Genomic DNA, 17424 nt, shown 5'->3' on the forward strand with positions numbered 1-17424 from the left:
TTTGTATATATTACATTTGATTACTGTCTACAAGCGTGTTAAAACTAACCAGTGTAATGCGCTAAGTGCGTTTGAAGATTTATGGTTTTTTTACAGGGATTAAAACACGCGCTACAGTCATTTTTTCCGGCACACTACTTACACTAAATTCGCCCCCGTGTAGTTCTACAATACGCTTAACCAGCGAAAGTCCCTGCCCCATGCCTTGTTGCTCATAGCGTTTCCGCTCAAATTGAATAAAAATACCGATTTTGGCAATTTGTTCTTGGGTCAAGCCTCTACCGTCATCGGTTATATTCATAACGAAATTGCCATTCTGAATACGTGCCGTTACATACACCTTTTGATTAACTTCTGAATAACGGAAAGCATTATCCACCAATTCTTCAGTAATTTTTGCTAGATATGCAGAGGCTAGTGGGGCAGTAATGCTAAACTGCCCAAGATCTAATTGCAAATCACTTGATCGCTCGAAAGAACGTGCTTTGGAGGACGCTACCCCTAGGATTATTTCCTCGGCAAACTCAGTGATTTCTGCTCTGAGCGCCTTTAATTTATTTTTATCGGTAGAAAGAATCTCTAATTCTGCTAAAAGCAGGAAATTTTGTGTCAGGCGATTCAAGCGTAGCGCGTTATAGTAAATACTCTCCAGCATTTCCTGCTTGACTTCCTCACGAATACTACCTTTACTGGAAATCAACATATCGGAATAGCCGATTATGGAGCTTAAAGGGGTTATAAATTCGTGGGGTAAGGAATTCACCATTGAAAGTCTTAACTCATTCATCTTTTGTTCGGTATCTTTTTCGATTAACTCCACTTTTTCCAATCGGATGTTGACGGCATTCAGTATTTCTTTCATAGTAAAAGGTTTGGTAATGTAGTCGTCCGCCCCAAGTTCCATTCCCTGCCGCATAGAATTTTTATCAGTACGCGCTGTTAGGAAGATGAAAGGTATATTTCTATAACTCTCCTCACGCCGCATTCTTTTTAAAACTTCATAACCCTCAACTACGGGCATCATCATATCGCAAATAACTAGGTCAGGTTTTCGACTGGCAATTTCTTTCAGTCCTTCTTCGCCATCTGCCGCACTATATACTTCGAACTCTTCGGATTCGAGCAACAATTGCAGATTCATTCGAACTGGCTCTTCATCTTCTATTACTACAATTTTCTTTTTCATTTCCTTAGCTCACTTTTTCTGCTGATAGCGGAATTGTGGCGATACAAATGGTTCCTTTACCTTGTTCGCTCTTTATATCAATAGTACCGTTATGTACATCCAAACACCTCTTTACAATAGCCAGTCCTAAACCTGTTCCCTGAATACTGCCAACGTTGGTAGCACGGTAGAAAACCTCATAAAGGTGGTTTAACCCTTCCGGTGGGATTCCAATGCCTTCGTCTCTAACGGTGAATACCACTTTGTCGGTTTTGTATAGCAGGTCGATATGCACTGTACTACCGTTCTTTGAATACTTAATGGCGTTGGTGACCAGGTTTGAAACAATATGCCGTACAAGTTTTTCATCTGCGCGTACCATTTTAGGTGCGGCTGGAATAGATAGATCAAAGCGATGATGGCTGCCGAGTCCAATCTGAATCTCTTCGATTATGGTCGAACAAACACCAGACAAATCAATCCATTCAGGGTTAAAATCTAATTTTCCGGCTTCAGAGCGGTTAATAAGTAACACTTCATCAATAAGCTGTGTCATATTTTTGACGGCTATATTAATGCGTTGGAATAGTTCTTGATTTCGCTCTTTACTCAATTTATGACTGTAATTTTCAAGTAGCTCTGAGGAAGAAAGTATGGTGGTCAAAGGAGTTCGGAACTCATGTGACGCTATCGAAATAAAGCTAGATTTGAGATTACTCAATTCTTTTTCTCTTTCGAGGGCAGCAACCAGTTCTTGCTCGGCACGTACTCGTTCGCTAATATTTAGAGCAACACCGATAATACTCGAAACTTGGTTATGTTGATCCCTTAAAGGTACATACCAGAATTCGAAAATCCCCTTACCTAAATTGAGCGTGCTATTTACAACTTGACCGTCTAGGGCTTTCTTGATATCCTGCGCTGTAGCAGGATGAGTTGCCATTATAGATTTGCCCACAACTATACTTGGTTCTATCTCTAGGTCTTTGAATCCTCGCCCATCCGCTAAAGTAATTAGACCCTTACTATCCATTGCAAACAGAATAAGAGGCACATTAGAAACCACCGTTCGCAACCTTTGCTCGCTTTTGCGCAAGGCTTCTTCGGCTTTGCGGCGTTCGGTTAGGTCGGTGATTACTGCGATTGTGCTTTTTAACTGACCATCCTTCATAATCGGCACGCCGGTTATAGTGACATAACGGGTAGAACCGTCCTTGCAGATGAGGCGGTTCTCGTAGGTGCTGATTTCACCAGAAAGCCTGTGCTTATAGGCTTCTTTTAAAAGAGGTTGGTTTGTGGAGTCGGTTAAATCGGATGGTTTTTTACCCAGTAACTCATCCGGTGAATAGCCAAGCATACTGGCGTAAGCAGGATTTACAAAGTTGAAAATATCGTTACCAGAAGAAACTGTTAGACCTTGCCCCATTGTATTCATCACTAACTGCGCAAAATCGCGTTGTTCTATCAAGTTTTGCTCAGCAATTTTACGTTTAATTGCATTGATAAAAATTTCGCCGACTAGCCTGAGCATGCTAATATCATCGGCGCTCCAAACCCTGCTGGTTTTAACGGCATCAAACCCGAGGTAGCCTATTGCCTTTCTTTCGTAAACTAGGGGCACAAGTACCAACGATTGGATTGATTGCAGCTCTAATATCTGCCGCTCATTTTTCGCTTCTTCTCCTAAGCGGTCAAGGCTGGGGATGTGGATGTTTTCAAGCCGAATGATCTGTTTTATTAACCATGGAAACTCTGAAACCAGGAGATTTTGCAGCATTTCGATTTGAGGATCAATACCTACCCTGCACCATTCGTGGGTATTGTTCATATATTTTCCATCTTCTGAAAAGAGGAAAATATAGCTACGATCCGCACCTGAGAACTGACCGACTACCGCTAGCGCTTGGTTAATCTCTGCATCTATCTCTTCGACTCCTAGATTTATAAAGTTGGTTGAAATAGAACCAATCATTTGTTCAAACTCTAGCCGATATTGCAGAGCTTCTTCTGCCAATCGCTGTTCGGTAATATCCCGGAGCGTGCCGGAAGTACCCGCAATATTATTTTCATCATCCAAAGTCAGCCGCGCATAAACTTCAATCCAGCGGAATCCTCCTGATTTAGTCAGATAGCGCACCTGATGTTTGCAATATTCTTTTTTTTGCTCTATCAATGGCATAAATAGAGCCATATTTCGCTCCCGGTCATCCGGGTGAACGTAATCAAGGAAGTTTTGCCCAATACTTTCTTCAAGCGTAAAATTGGTTATTTCGTACCAAGCGGGGTTGAGGAAAGTCCATAGCCCTTCCGCATCCGTTTGGAAAATTACTTCCGTGACATTATTTATGACCGAACGGAATCTGTTTTCACTCTCAAGCTGAGCTTCTTCAGCTTTTTTCAGAGCCGTTGTATCAAATATAAGCAACATCCCGGCAAAAATTTCTTTTTGCGTATTTTTAACCGGAGTAGAGCGTAACAGGAACGTTTTATCTCCAAATTTGTATTCCTCTGTCAGTTCAATTCCCGATAACGCTGCTTTGTAGTAAGGCTCAATTCTGGCGATTCCTACGTCTGATACAACTTCGTAGAGTGTTTTCCCTTCCACTCGTTCGCCGTTAAAGCTGCGCCCCGGCACATTCTCGCCACTGGCTACTAGGATACGTAGCTCTTGGTCGAAAAGTACCACCGAAGTACCGGGCAAATTATGTACCAAGGTGCGGTACAGTTCTTCGCTGCGCCGTATTGAATCCTCCATTTGCCTTTGCTGAGTAATATCGGTAAATGAAGATACTACTCCACGTATAGTAACGCCATCCGAATGGAAAAAGGGGTTGGTATTTATTGAAATCCAGTTGACCGCAGTATTCGCCCTCTGTAAGCCCATAATTACACCCGAACACCTTTCACCGGTTCTTAAAGTAACCATCGCAGGGTGTGTTTCTTTGAGGAAAGGAGAGCCATCTTCATGTACGGCATGCAGAACCGTGCCGTTTGCGGTGCGTCCATCTAAGGTATATTTGGAAATGGGCAGAAAATTTTCAGCGCTTTTGTTTGAAGCTATGATAGCGCCATCTTTCCCCTGTATAACAACTCCTTCTGACATCGCGCCAATAACACTGCGATAGAGTTCTTCCTTTTCCCGGAGCGCTTCGTTAATAGTGTAATTTTCGGTAATATCCCGGCAAAATACCGCGATACCGCTTTTAGTGGGATATACGCTATACTCATATATTTTATCGTTGTATTGGTTTTGGAAAGAGGTGGCATGCTGAGTTTTTAGCACCTCACAGAAAAACCCGCATGATTTTCTTCTAAGTGGTTCATCTGGAAAGACTTCAAAATATTCCTTACCTAAGGCTATGCTGGCAGGGATTCCGGTTAATAACTCCATTGCTTTGTTCCAATAGGTAAATCTTAAATCGGAATCGAGGGCATAGAAAACATCGGTGATACTATCGGCAAGTTCGCGATAGCTAGCTTCACTCTCCTTGAGGGCATGTTCGGCGTGCTTACGTTCAGAAATATCCCGTATAACGCTTAACAAAATTCGCTCGTTATCTAGTTCAATCCCATGTGAACTTACTTCTACCGGGAAGGTGTTTCCGTCTTTTCGGCAGTGGATTGTTTCAAACAAAATACCCTCAGTACCGGCTTGTTTCATCTGTGCTGATACTTGAATAAGTGTTTCAGACGCTCTCAAGTTGCGAATATTGAGGGTTTGTAGTTCTTCGATACTGTAGCCATAAGCCAATGCTGCTGCCTTATTAGCCTCCAGAATTGCGCCATCTGCACTAATAAACAAAATTATATCGAGCGTATTTTCGGAAAGAAGCCTATAACGTTTAAGCGCCTTTTCTGCATGTTTGCGTTCTGTAATATCTCGCGCAATAATAAGTACCTCGTCCTTGCTGCTAATCACCACTCTAGCTTCAAAGGTACTGATAAACCCTTCTAGTTCAAGTTCGTAGTCAAAAACCTGCAATTTGCCGGTTTCAAAAGTTTTTTCTATGTGCTCCAATGTGCGCTGTGCTATCTCAGCGGGAAGCACTTCCCGAACATTTCTTCCGATAAAATAAGCGGGTTCAAGTAGTAGATTGCTATGGTCGCCTGCTTTGAAATTCTGGAAAGTTCCGTCCCGTTTTATCTGGAAAATCATGTCAGGGATACATTCCTGAATAACCTGATTTGCCGTAATATTGCTTGCAAATAAATCTTCGTTTTTCTTGTGTGGGGTTATATCCCGCATAGAAAGGCAAACCATGGAGGGTTTATCGGAATATTCCTGTACCGGAATATAACTATACTCAACCCACTTTTCCTGCTTATTAAAAGCACCATAATATTGCTCGTTTGTTACGAGTTTTCCGGTTAGAGCTTCTTGGAAGTGCTTCTCAAAATATGATATCTTGTATATTTCTATCAGAGATAGTACATCTTCCCCAACTCCGAGTTCGCATCCTAAAAATGTGCCTGATTCTTCTTTAGCTCGTTTGTTTATTGCGATAATCCGGTAGTCCTTGCCAACTAAAATCATTGAGTTAGGGCTACTGTTAAACAATGCTGTCATTATTGTGTGAGAATCTGAGAAAGAGGAACTACTTATCATATTTTATTATCCATATCGCTATAATCATATTTCGGCACTAGTAACGGGCGGGGTTAGGATTTAGCACCCATTTTCAATTTCAGCTAACTTGTTTTCTAACCATACAGCAATAAGTCCCGCCGGTTCATACAATTTGGCATCATATTCGCCCCAAAGAGACTTTATCCGCCATTTGATTTCCAAGCGGGAAACACACGCACCTTGAAATAACCTGTGTTCTACCGAATTAGGTGGGCTATCTCTCAATACCGACTCTACTTTTTCCAAAAAACCTAGTTTTCTAGGATAGAGCGGCAGTATTTTTTTGTTAGTTGAATCCGATGTATTCGAAATATATTCGGATTCATCTTGATTGTTTATATTAAATTGATAGCACTTGAAGGTTGACAGGTGTTCAGAGGTAGGCAAAACCTTGCTATTAGCCCTCTCATTATCCGATTCGGTTACTTGATCTTGGGAATCTAAAGATTTTGCCACTTTTCGACTGGGTTGTTCGGTGTTGTTAAGTTTAGAAAGCAAAATATTGTGTAACTCTCGTTTGGCAAGTTTCCCTTTAGTTAACAGAATTCCATACACTTCTTCTGAAAAAACACTATCAAGACCGAGTGCTTCGAGAAAACTAGAAAGATTTTGCTCTTCTAATTTTGTGCTTTCCACAACTAGGATTGTTTTTGGGATTGATGTTACCATAGTAAATATTCCCACCTCTCAAATTAAAGGGTATTAGATTCTCATTAATGCATCAAAGCAGTAATAAAAAGCTTAAAAACATTGCAGATACAACAAAAGCCCGAAACTAAATACCCTTCACAGATATGCTTTTTATAAAATTATATAACCGTTGTCTAAACCCTTCATAAAGACGATACCCACTGTATCTAAATATTATCTCTATCTTTAGAGTAGCTGTAAAATATTACAATTTCATTTCACAACATAAATCTAAATCAAATTAATATGGCTATAAAATCAACTGAGTAGTAAAATAAATAAGTATGGTTTTTCTCTACGCAGTTTGAGAAAACTACGTTGAATAATCGAATCATGCAGCTAGTATATGAGTCTCAGCATTAGTCGTCTTAATAAAAGTATACTTGTTGATAAACAAAAAATGGAAAAATTACAAAAAAAGATATTAATCATTGAAGATGAAGCTACTATTCGTCTTAACTTGGAATATTTGCTTGAAGTTGAAGGTTTCCAGATATTAAGCGCTTCGGATGGCAATGTGGGTATACAGATTGCCCTACAACAAAAGCCTGATCTGATTATTTCGGATATTATTATGCCTGAAATGAGCGGATATGAGGTGCTGGAAGCTTTACGTAATAATCCTACCACTCTCACTATTCCTTTCATCTTTCTGACTGCCAAAGCAGCGAAAGGGGATTTACGCTATGGCATGGAGTTGGGAGCTGACGATTATCTGACGAAACCTTTTACGCAGAGAGAATTACTGCAATCAGTTAAAACTCGCCTTGAAAAACAAGCGAGAGAAAAATCTGCAATTCTGCAACCAATATCTAGTGAACTGCAACTTGCTGCCAACACAATCAAGCAAATGTTGAATAGTATTGAGTTGGATAGATACGAGCAGTTTCAGGCTGAGCAAAAAAACTTAATGGTTCATTCTGAAGCTTCCAGCGTCGAGAGAAGCCCTATTCCTTCAAATTCAATCATAAAGTGCAATGGGCTTTTAATTGATACTCAGCAGCATCTAGTAACTGTTGAAGGAAAAGTATTTAAGCTAAGTCCTCGTCAATATGAAGTATTGAAACTCTTGGCAGAAAATGCTGGTAGAATTCTATCTCATAAAAGCATCCTGCTAAGTGTTTGGGGTCCTGAATATGAGCAAGAAACGCAATACCTGCATGTGTTTATCAGTCAGTTGCGCCAGAAAATAGAACCAGACCCTTCTAATCCTCGCTATATATTCACTACGCGGGGCTATGGTTATCACCTTGCTGCTGTGCAATAGATAATATTCAAAATAAAGGAGATCTGGTAAAATAGTGCAAAACCTAAAACTTTATATCCTCGCAAAAACTGGAGGAGTAGACCCCTTTCAAAGGGAAAACTAAGTAATATAATTTGGGAATGCTAGAAGAAATTGATCCCACAAAAATAAAAGATAAAGAAACCCGTCAGGTGGTAATCAAAGTCTTAAACTTGCTGGAGAATGCCTTCGAGCAAATCGATAAATTGCGAGCAGAAAATCAACAACTACAGGATGAAAATAATCGACTTAAGGGTGAGCAGGGCAAGCCCAATGTTCGAGCTAATAAAAATACCCACTTTTCCTCTGAAACTGAGCGTAAATCAGCTAAAACTGCTAAAAGGGAAAACACTCTAAGCACCATAATTTGGAAATTCATCAAGAGCAGTTACTCAAAGTAAAGCCTGAAAACTTACCTGGGGATGCTGTTTTCAAAGGCTATCGCTATGTAGTAGTGCGGGATCTGGTTTTCCAGCCCTTAAACATCCGCTTCAAAAAGGAGCGCTACTATTCGCCTGCTCAAAAGCGAATGATTGAGGCTGAATTACGCCAAGGTTATCAGGGTCAGTTTAGTCCCACTGCTAAGGCTTTAGTGTTAGCTCTCTATTATGAAGGCTTGATGAGTGAGCCAAAAATCAAGGAATTGTTGTGGCAAGCGGGGTTGAATATCTCGGCAGGTCAATTAAGTCACTGGCTAACCGACCCAACTTATCAGGCGCAATTCCACACCGAAAGCCGTCAGGTGCTTTCGGCCGGACTAGGCAGTAGTAAATGGCAGCACATCGATACTACCTCCAGTCGCGTAGCGGGAGTAAATTGGCACTGCCCTATCATCTGCAACCCACTTTACACTTACTATTGTACTCTGACTAATAAAGATCGCTTGAGTGCTATTCGGGCTTTACGAGGTGGGGCTGGTAAAGAAGCTCTAATAATTAGGATGGATAAAAACGCCGAGGCGGTGGGGAGTTTAATGGGTTTAACCAAAGCCTTGGTGGATAAATTATGGGAGCTTCCACTCGATCAGGATTTATGTGAGCAAACAGTAAACGAATTTCTGGCCAGAGAATTCAGCCAGCAGCCGAATTATAAGTGGAAAAGGGTCAAAGACGCGCTAGCGATTGCCAGTTATCACGCTCAAGTGGGGGAGGATTTGCCGATCTTAAAAATACTGATTTGCGATGATGCGCCCTCTTTCCAGGTGATTACAGAAGAGGTAGCTTTGTGTTGGGTTCACGATGGGCGTCACTACAAGAAGTTGGAGCCTCGGCTGGCGTACCATCGGGCTCTTTTAGAAGAATTCAGAGGGCGCTATTGGCGCTATTACCGCGAATTGTTGGCTTATCAACAAAATCCTGGTCTTTCGGAAGCCGCACGGCTGGATACAGCCTTTAATGAATTATTTGCCACCCACAGCGGCTATAAGGCTTTGGATGAAAGGATTGCGATTACCCAGGCGAAGAAATGGGGTTTGCTAATGGTACTCAAACATCCTGAAATACCCTTACATAACAATCCCGCTGAATTGGCAGTGCGCACCAGAGTACGAAAAAGGGATGTGAGTATGTTTTGTAGCAAGTTGGAAGGCGTACGCAGTTGGGATACATTTCAAGGTCTGGCATCCACTTGTAGAAAGCTAGGGATAAATTTCTATGAGTATCTGCTAGATCGGATAAGCCAGAATGGGAAAATAGTTGGACTTGGAACCCTGATTAAAGAAAAAGCGGCGGGCTTAAACCTAAACGGTTCGTGGATTAATGATAAACCCCGACCTGAGTGGCAACCTTTGCAACTAAGACCCTGGTTACGTTAGTTTTATCCCTTTCCCCCCTTTTTTTGAGAGGATACGAAATCTCGCCCGAAATCTCGTAACTACCCCTAACTGTACGGTAGCAAAAAGAACAACTGATTTTAGAATCCTCTAGGTTTGATATTCGGGAACGATTATGTAGCGCTACCGGTCAATACCAAGCAAGCTTCTTTTGGAAAAGAGACTTGGATTTCAGTACCTACCTCCGGTAATGCCAGATGGCGGGAATTAAAAATATCCATTTCCAAAGTTTTATCAGCCAATTGCAACCGTACCCGAACCACTGCTCCCAGAAAAGACACTTGGTTTATAGTAACCGGGATAGTATTGTGGCTCTCTGTCGAACCGACACCGATTTCAAGATTTTCAGGGCGCACCGCCACGCTGAGGTCAACTCCACCTCGATGGTTGAGCGGTTCGGCAGTATAAACCGGGTGTCCGGCTATTTCCAACTCTCCATTGGCTGCGTTTATCACTTTCGCGGGTAAAATATTTAATGTGCCAACAAACGAAGCCACAAAGCTGGTGGCGGGGTAGTTATAGATTTCAAAGGGAGTGCCGATTTGCTCAATCCGCCCTTTGCTCATAACTACTATACGGTCAGAAAGCGACAACGCTTCTTCTTGGTCGTGTGTGACATAGATTGTGGTTATACCAAGCCGCTGCTGAATAGACCGCAGCTCATTGCGTAGAGAGACGCGAATCTTGGCATCAAGTGCGGAGAGCGGTTCATCCAATAGTAGCAATCGTGGCTCGATAGCTAATGCCCGTGCTAGCGCAACCCGCTGCTGCTGCCCGCCCGATAGTTGGTGCGGATAGCGTCTGCCTAATGCCGGTAGATCGACAAGGTGTAGCATTTCTTCAACTCGACTCCGAATTTGAGCCGATGGTTTACCGGCTATCCGCAGTCCAAAGCCTATGTTATCGGCGACGGTCATATTGGGAAAGAGCGCATAGGATTGGAACACCATACCGATTTGACGACTATTGGGCGGTTGGTTTGTGATATTCACGCCACCAACCCTGATTTCCCCTTCTGTTGGCTGTTCAAAACCTGCGATCATTCTAAGCGTTGTCGTTTTGCCGCAACCGCTCGATCCGAGAAATGAAATGAACTCGCCTTTCTCTGCTTGTAAATTAAAATGCTCAACTGCTGCGGTGGCTCCGAAGCTCTTGCGAATGTTTATTAGTTCAAGAAAAGACATATTTATTATCCTGTATTAAGCTCCCAAGCGATCATCAAGAGTGGCTCAAGCGCATATTCGTTGTTAACGGGTACCAGCGAGTTGCCCTTGTTCTTGCGAACCGCGACTTAAAAGCTGGATTAGACCAATGCAAATCCAAGTTAGACCAAAGCTGATGATTGCGAGCGCAGCCGGTTCATAGGCACGGTTTTGACCTATTAACGCCAGATATGGACCGAAGGTGGGCCAATTGAGCATAGTTGCCATTGTGAACTCGCCCAACACAATAGCAAAGGTTAGAAAAGCGCCGTTCAGCAAGGAAACGCGCAAGTTGGGGAAAATTATACGAAACAGGATAGTCAGCCAACCTGCACCCAAACTTTGCGCTGCTTCTGTGAGAGAACGTACATCAATGGCGCGTAAGCCGGTATCCACTGCACGGTACATATAGGGAAATGAAAGTACCACGTAGCCAGCAACCAGCAAAGCCGGGGTTGATACCAGTACAAAGGGAGGGCGGCTATAGATGCGAATCAGACCGAATACCAGTACAATCGGCGGAACGACAAACGGTAGTAATGTGATGAACTCCATCACCGGGCGTAACTGTGGCAGTTTGAGATGCACCCAGAAAGCAGTAGGCACTATCAGTATCAGACTAACAGCAATGGTAGCAAGCCCCAACACTACCGAATAGATGAATGAATCACGGAACTGTGGGTCGCCCAACACATTGTTGTAGGAGTCGAAGCTGTACACGCCGCGCCGCTCCCGTAACGAAAACTCAAAGGTGGCGAATAGAGGCAATAGGAAGTATATCGCCCCTAGTAAAATCATCATAATGGGCCAGAAACGCTGTTTTTTCATTGAAGCCACCTCGCCGTGCGTCGTTGCAACAACATACTGATGCCTATCGACACTGCCATAATCACGACCATTCCCATTGCCAGCGCATAGCCCAGATTTGGATTATGCAACACATCGCCGCGTATCTGCGCCCCGATTTGGATAGGTACCAAATTCAGAGTACCTCCGGTAAGCGCGAAAGCGGTAGCATACGCGCCGAAAGCGTTGCCGAACAGCAATACGCCCGCGCCAAGCAACGCCGGTCCAAGAATGGGAAAGGCTACATAACGCCAGTATTGAAACGAGTTAGCGCCCAGGTTTTCTGCCGCCTCGCGCCATTGGCGTTTTAACCCATCAATAGCCGGAGCAATAATTAGCACCATCAACGGGAATTGGAAATACATGTAGGTCAGGCTTAAGCCCCAGAAAGTATAGAGACTGAAACCTGCATCGTAGAGATTTAGACCTAGCACGTTCTTGAACAGCATCGTAATGAAGCCGGTACGTCCTAGTGTAGCGATAAAGGCGAAAGCCAATGGTATCCCGGCGAAGTTTGAGGCTACACCGGAGAAAGTCATCAACCCGCCCCGTATCCATGACGGTAACCCACCTCTAATCGAGGCATAAGCCAGACCAAAACCAAAAATAACGCCGCCAAGAGCTGTAACCGCACTGACCTGAATGCTCAACCAATAGGAATTGAAGATGAATGGCTGGAACAGATTACCGATGTTTGCTAAGGTGACGTTGCCTGCCTCATCTTGAAAGCTTCCGATCAACAAATTGAACGAGGGTAGGATTAAGAAAAGCAATGAGAAAATGAAGAATGGTACAACACCAAGCCATTTCAAATTCACTTCCCACTTTCGAGGACGTGCGGCAGACTGCTTTGCATTTTTTTCTAAAACTTTATCTACCATTGGGTTTCCTGATATTTGTGGTAAAAAGTATCTCCAAGACCTATCAAATAAATAGGTCTTGGAGATAAGGTAAACTACTTTACGTTTGCGCCTACAGCACTATCCCAGCTTTTGGTGATCAGGGCAGTAGCCTTGCTGTACTGATCAAGGGTAGGGAACTGAGCGGTGGCGTAGTTTGCAGCGGGGGGTAGCTTGGCGGCTACATCCGCAGGAATGGCATTGCGGCTTGCCAAATCGTTATAGCGAATCGGGTGGCAATAGCCCTTCAGCCAGCCAAGTTGTCCGGCATCGGAGTAGAGATATTCCATCCAAAGTTTGGCGGCATTAGGATGGGGAGCATAGGCGCTGATGGCTTGTACGTAAACGCCAGCCAGCACACCTTTGGTCGGCACTACAACGGAGACTGGTGGGTTGCCCTTCAACGAGTCCTTAGCAGCCAAGGCATTGTAATCCCAGCCGAGTACGATGGGGGTTTCGCCAGAAGCAAGAGTGGCGCCTTTAGCGATTACCGGCACGAAGTTGCCAGCTTTATTTAAGCTAGCGAAGAAGTCAATACCGGCTTGGGCATTGTCGAGTGAACCACCCTGAGCTAGAGCAACTGCATATACACCTGCGATAGCTTGAGCGGCGGTGCGTGGGTCGCCGGACAATGCAACTTTGCCCTTGTATTCGGGTTTAAGTAGGTCTGCCCATTCCGCCGGGGGGTTCTTTACCACGTCGGTGTTGACAGACATTGCCATTACGCCATAGTAATCGCCATACCAATAGCCTTCTGCATCTTTGGCAGTGTCGGGGATGGTAGCCCAAGTGGAAACCTTGTAGGGCTGAATTAGGTTAGCGGCTTTAGCTTGAGGACCGAACGACAGACCGACATCGATTACGTCTGGCGCCTGAGGACCTTTGTTCTGAGTATTGGCTTTGATTGCCTCGATTTCGTCACCGGAGCTACCGTCGGGATTAAGCTCGGTCACCTGTAAGCCGTATTTCTGCTTGAAATTGGTGATTAAATCACCGTAACCACACCAGTCGTGCGGTAAAGCGATGGTCGTTAGTGAACCTTCTTGCTTGGCAGCCGCCACAAGCTGATCCAAATTTGCAGCTTGAGTGGTTCCAGCCACGGGACTCTTAGCAGCGGTGGTAGCAGTTGCAGCAGTGGTAGCCGGTACGGGTGTTGCGGTGTTATCACCACAAGCCGAAAGAACTAGGGTCATAATTGCGGTAAGAACCAGAGTCATTCTCAAATGACTGGTTTTGCGTTTAAGCACTTGTTTCTCCTCCTAAGTTCAATTTCATGCTATTAACAAAAATTCTTTGTGGGTCCCCAAGTTTGATTCAAAACCTAGAAAACTGGCACAACAAAAAGCCCTGCTTGGTTAAACAGCCGGAAGACAAAAAACATCTTTGTTTTGTATCAGGAAAAACTTCAGGTTTCCGTAGCGAATTTACTGATATCTTTCAAGCCTGAAAAAGTGAGCTAATTTGCAATAAAAAAATAGGCTTCAAAGAGAGCACACTTGAGTAATAATAACTGGTAGTAGTTAACGTGGGATTAATGGAGTTTTAATAGGTTGTAAAATTCTAGGTTATTTGCACAGTCTTTAGCCCATGCACATTAAAATGCCATTTGCTGGAATTAAGGGTAATCTCGTTGATATGATTAATTTTTATGATAGTAAAGTTTCTTAGTAACTTCTTTATCCCTCCCAAATCGGTATAAAAGTGGGGAATGCCAATCTCCGGTTCTTCCATCTTGATTACAGTATTATGATCTATCCTGTAAGCAATATCATTATAGGAATTGTTGTTCTTTGAAAGGAAAGTGATGAAAAATTCACCACCCGGTTTCAAAACTCGCTCTATTTCTTCAATAACTTTTTTAATACCATCAGTGTCGGTGTGGTAGATGACATGGTATGCTAAGAGGCAATCAAATATCCCATCCTCGTAGGGTAATTCTTTAATGTCTCCTTTGATGATTTTTACAGGTAGGTTGAGATTATGCGCCTTTTCCCGAAGAAGCTCGATGCCATCTTCGGATAAATCAAAGGCATCCACCTGAAAACCTGCTTCCGCAAATAGAATAGAGTGCCTTCCTACACCACAACCCAAGTCCAGGAAATTTTTGTAGCCCTGCTTTTTCCACCTTTCCCGCAAGTAATAACTTTCTTCGGAAGGTATTCGCCAGCGCTCATCGCTTACATTCGACCATTCCCAAGCCTTTGAAGCTACCATAGCTCACCTCTCAGTCTAACTATATTTCTATTTTGCCGATAAAGTATAGCTTTTTATAATTCGCCAGTTCATATAACACCAGTAATCCTGCGCATCCCATTCGCCCGGTTTCTGCAAGTTAAACTCAACCAATTGCACAATATTGCCCCACAGGCTTTCTTGTGGCATTGTCCGGTAAAGCTCCAAGCAAAAAGCCTTTATTTGGTGTAACAAGCCTGTATCGGAAGGTAAGTCGCTGAAAGCTAGAGTCATGTGCGGATTATATCTGGTTGAAGCTCGCCTCTTTCGTCCGTATTCGCTCAAAAAGGGCAGTAATTCCTCCCGAATATTTGCTTGCAAATTCACTAAATCGGGATGCTTTTCCATTTCCAACCGGATAAAATATTCGGTCTCCAGCCTGAAAGCTAACGGAAAGGCTTTATGACCGGGCAGAATCCGGTCAAGGGCAGCAATTAACTCGTTTTCCCCAAATCCCTCTTCTAGGTGTAATAAAGCAAAGAGAGTACAATGCGGCATAAATTTCCCAGCCGCTTCTAGCCCATAATTTTGCTTGAGTAATAGATGAGCTAACCCAATTTTATAAGCCAACTCAGGGGGTGGGATGAAATAAACCCCATAAGTTTTCTGCCCCGTCATGAATTTTCTCCTATTGCCTCATTTCTTGCCCAAGCTTTGTGTGAGAGGGGCTAGGGATGAAGGTTGGGCAGAAAAATGATGCGCGTCAGGATAAGCCGCAAGCGATGAAACTGAAACGGGTTTTCCGCTTATCAGCAACTTGCGGACAATGTAGAGTTGGGGTTTAGTCCGAGTTTCCACCACGATTAAATCCGCCAACAAACCGGGTTCAAGGCTGCCTGTTACTTTCTCTAACCCCACTACTTTGGCTGCGTTTGTTGTTACAAGCTTAACAGCTTCAACAAGACTCATGACTTTTTGTTCAACCAGCATAAAAATGGCATGCAGCAGGGTGGAAGGCGCGTAATCTGCTACCAACACATCCAGCAGGTTTTGCTGGATAAATTCCATCACGCTGATATTACCGGTATGCGAACCGCCTCTGACAATATTGGGAGACCCTGCAATAACCGGGAGACCAAGTTCTTTGGCGCGGGTGGCTGCCTCTAGATTAATCGGAAATTCGCAGACCCTTATACCTCGTCGGTATAAGTCATTTACAGTAGCGGCGCTATCATCATCATGTCCGGCTATAATAATTCCGGGCGTATTTTGTAACAAAGCGGTAGCTTGATTTAATTGGTGTTCACGAATTTGTTCGGTCTGTGCCTTTAGTTGCCACAACTCATTTTCGCGTGCATCAACTACCTCTTCACTGTTCCCCGCCGGACCTAGCAGCGATTTTATCATCTTGCGTAAAACCGGACGTTGGGCATACTGACCCTGTCCGGGCGAATGGTCATTGAGGGACAAATAGTGCGTGAGTTCGGCGGCAAGAGGGTTTTGCATCACTCTTAAAATCCCATCGAAAGCCCCCGCACTACGCAAATCGCAGCGATAAAGGAGATGATGATGGAGAAAGGCAAAATCAGAATTGCTGAATTCTAGCAACTGGTTTGCCATTGCTTCGGCATTCGCCACAGTGCGGTCGCGTAGAAATATACCCGCATCAAAAGAAACAGCATGATAGGTTCTGGTTACTCCGGCGGTAGCCAACGCCCCTTCCATCTGGTGAAAAGCCAGTTCAGGCGGTAAAAAGACTCCTTTTCGCGGCTGCAAAGTTTTCTCATAGCTGTCATCATGCAAGTTTATAACGCCCGGCATAATGAAATTGCCTTTGGCATCCAATGTATGAGAATTAGCAGGGTACAGGCGTTCATTTATTTCAACAATTCTGCCCGCCTCTATAACAACGCTTCCAGCATCCAAAACCTTTTCGGGGGTAACCAACCGCCCATTGGTAATAATTGTGGTTTGGGAAGGTTCCACTTAATTTCCTTTCTCTAAACCAATAACCGCCCATACTCCATTGTTATAACTTTGTCGGATAGGCGATTGAGCAATGCCCTGTCATGAAAAACACCGATGATGGTAACCCCGGACTGTTTGGCTTCTTCTAGAAGTGAAATTACAACCGATTGATTGCGGTCATCGAGGGCAGAGGTTGGCTCATCAAGTAGTAATAAGCGGGGTTGTCGGATGAGCGCTTGCGCGATATTAACCCGTTGCTGTTCACCGCCACTGAAAAAAACCGGATAACCCTCCCACAATTCGGAACTGATACCGAGCCGTTCCAGCATAACCTGCGCTCTCTCGGTCGCTTCTGGGCGAGGAACTCCAGCGTTAAGCAACGGGCGTGCCACCAATTCCAGAGCGGTTGTGCGGGGTTGCGCTCGTAGGAACTGAGAAACAAAGCCTATCTCGGAACCGCGCAAGCGTGTTATCTGCCTTGCGCTGGACTGTGCTAGGTCAATAACGGCATTATTTTCGAGACGATATATTATTTCACCACTGCTGGCAACATAAGTTCCGAAGATACATTTCAAGATAGAACTTTTGCCGCTGCCACTCAGCCCGGCTATGCCCACGAAAAGGCCTCTTTCGACTTCAAACGAAATGCCCTTAAAAGCGTTTATTTGCTTCCCACGCAAAATGTGCTGCGTGAAAACCTTACTCAAATTATTTATCTGGATGTGTGTATTTTGCATAG

14 protein-coding genes are annotated in these 17424 nt (G+C 43.9%); 3 read left to right on the top strand and 11 right to left on the bottom strand.

Features of this window, described 5'->3' with window-relative positions:
* Positions 1-79: 79 nt before the first annotated feature.
* The 3 genes from OZ401_RS13525 to OZ401_RS13535 are packed head-to-tail and all read right to left on the bottom strand — an operon-like array spanning position 80 to position 6461.
* Positions 80-1186 carry a hybrid sensor histidine kinase/response regulator gene (locus OZ401_RS13525; RefSeq protein ID WP_341471001.1) on the bottom strand — a complete coding sequence of 369 codons (1107 nt, stop codon included), beginning with the start codon at positions 1184-1186 and terminating at the stop codon, positions 80-82.
* Between the two features lie 4 nt (positions 1187-1190).
* Entirely contained in the window at positions 1191-5771 is a 4581-nt protein-coding gene (locus OZ401_RS13530; protein WP_341471002.1) for a PAS domain S-box protein, read from the bottom strand.
* A 60-nt stretch (positions 5772-5831) separates the two neighbouring features.
* Positions 5832-6461 (bottom strand): hypothetical protein, encoded by a 630-nt coding sequence (locus OZ401_RS13535; protein WP_341471003.1) that lies wholly within the window; start codon positions 6459-6461, stop codon positions 5832-5834.
* A gap of 367 nt (positions 6462-6828) precedes the next feature.
* Between OZ401_RS13535 and OZ401_RS13540 the strand changes: the two genes are divergently transcribed.
* The 3 genes from OZ401_RS13540 to OZ401_RS13550 all read left to right on the top strand — a co-directional run bounded on the left by OZ401_RS13540 (position 6829) and on the right by OZ401_RS13550 (position 9580).
* Positions 6829-7749 (top strand): response regulator transcription factor, encoded by a 921-nt coding sequence (locus OZ401_RS13540; protein WP_341471004.1) that lies wholly within the window; start codon positions 6829-6831, stop codon positions 7747-7749.
* A gap of 119 nt (positions 7750-7868) precedes the next feature.
* The gene (locus tag OZ401_RS13545; protein WP_341471005.1) at positions 7869-8168 is read left to right on the top strand and encodes a hypothetical protein; all 300 of its coding nucleotides are present in this window, start codon (positions 7869-7871) and stop codon (positions 8166-8168) included.
* Positions 8135-9580 carry an IS66 family transposase gene (locus tag OZ401_RS13550; protein WP_341471006.1) on the top strand — a complete coding sequence of 482 codons (1446 nt, stop codon included), beginning with the start codon at positions 8135-8137 and terminating at the stop codon, positions 9578-9580. The genes OZ401_RS13545 and OZ401_RS13550 overlap by 34 nt, the downstream gene beginning before the upstream one ends.
* 131 nt (positions 9581-9711) lie before the next feature.
* Here the strand turns inward: OZ401_RS13550 and OZ401_RS13555 are convergent, their stop codons facing one another.
* From OZ401_RS13555 to OZ401_RS13590, 8 genes are all read right to left on the bottom strand, one after another.
* Positions 9712-10782 (bottom strand): ABC transporter ATP-binding protein, encoded by a 1071-nt coding sequence (locus OZ401_RS13555; RefSeq protein ID WP_341471007.1) that lies wholly within the window; start codon positions 10780-10782, stop codon positions 9712-9714.
* Positions 10783-10845: 63 nt separating this feature from the next.
* On the bottom strand, positions 10846-11628 hold the full coding sequence (locus tag OZ401_RS13560; RefSeq protein WP_341471008.1) for an ABC transporter permease: 783 nt from the start codon (positions 11626-11628) through the stop codon (positions 10846-10848).
* Complete coding sequence (locus OZ401_RS13565) at positions 11625-12527, bottom strand: ABC transporter permease (RefSeq protein WP_341471009.1); 903 nt, start codon at positions 12525-12527, stop codon at positions 11625-11627. Before OZ401_RS13565 ends, OZ401_RS13560 begins: the two co-directional genes overlap by 4 nt.
* A gap of 74 nt (positions 12528-12601) precedes the next feature.
* A complete protein-coding gene (locus OZ401_RS13570) occupies positions 12602-13738 on the bottom strand; it encodes an ABC transporter substrate-binding protein (protein WP_425607646.1) in 1137 nt (378 codons plus the stop codon).
* A 367-nt stretch (positions 13739-14105) separates the two neighbouring features.
* Positions 14106-14759: a class I SAM-dependent methyltransferase gene (locus tag OZ401_RS13575; RefSeq protein ID WP_341471011.1), complete on the bottom strand. Its 654-nt coding sequence runs from the start codon at positions 14757-14759 to the stop codon at positions 14106-14108.
* 27 nt (positions 14760-14786) lie between these two features.
* A complete protein-coding gene (locus tag OZ401_RS13580) occupies positions 14787-15395 on the bottom strand; it encodes a 2'-5' RNA ligase family protein (RefSeq protein ID WP_341471012.1) in 609 nt (202 codons plus the stop codon).
* Between the two features lie 18 nt (positions 15396-15413).
* Positions 15414-16703, bottom strand: coding sequence for an alpha-D-ribose 1-methylphosphonate 5-triphosphate diphosphatase (locus OZ401_RS13585; RefSeq protein ID WP_341471013.1), 1290 nt, complete (start codon positions 16701-16703; stop codon positions 15414-15416).
* Positions 16704-16717: 14 nt separating this feature from the next.
* Entirely contained in the window at positions 16718-17422 is a 705-nt protein-coding gene (locus OZ401_RS13590; RefSeq protein ID WP_341471014.1) for a phosphonate C-P lyase system protein PhnL, read from the bottom strand.
* Positions 17423-17424: the final 2 nt, after the last annotated feature.

Origin of the sequence: Candidatus Chlorohelix allophototropha (genome assembly GCF_030389965.1) — a bacterium.
Taxonomy (GTDB): domain Bacteria; phylum Chloroflexota; class Chloroflexia; order Chloroheliales; family Chloroheliaceae; genus Chlorohelix; species Chlorohelix allophototropha.